At 69.8% G+C, this 533-nt stretch carries 1 protein-coding gene; it reads left to right on the forward strand.

The window, feature by feature from the left end; all coding sequences use genetic code 11:
* Nucleotides 1-533: acyltransferase domain-containing protein (locus tag POF73_RS45895; RefSeq protein ID WP_272125495.1), on the forward strand; the 533-nt coding region annotated here is incomplete at both ends.

The following is a 533-nucleotide window of genomic DNA, read 5'->3' on the forward strand; positions in this document are numbered from 1 at the left end:
GGCGCTGTGGCGTGCTTGCGGGGTTCAGCCGTCGGTGGTGGTGGGTCATTCGCAGGGTGAGATTGCTGCCGCGGTGGTGGCGGGTGGTCTGTCGTTGGAGGACGGGGCGCGGGTGGTGGCGCTGCGGTCCAAGGCGATCCGGGCCATCGCCGGCCGCGGTGGCATGGTCTCCCTCGCTCAACCCCTCGCGAATGTTGAGGAGTTGCTGACGGCTTGGGCGGGCCGCATCGACATTGCTGCGGTCAACGGTCCGGGTTCGGTGGTGGTGGCCGGTGACGCCGACGCGCTGGATGAGCTGATGGCGCACTGCGAGGGCCACGACGTCCGGGCGCGTCGTATCCCGGTGGACTACGCCTCCCACACCCGGCACGTGGAGGCCATCGAGGCCGAGCTGGCCGAGGTCCTCGCACCGGTGGTCCCGCGTTCGGGTGAGGTGCCGTTCTTCTCCACGACCGAGGCCGAACTCATCGACACCGCCGGTCTGGACGGCGGGTACTGGTATCGCAATCTGCGTCAGCGGGTGCGGTTCGCGG

The sequence above is a fragment of the Streptomyces sp. HD genome (genome assembly GCF_028369295.1).
GTDB lineage: Bacteria > Actinomycetota > Actinomycetes > Streptomycetales > Streptomycetaceae > Streptomyces.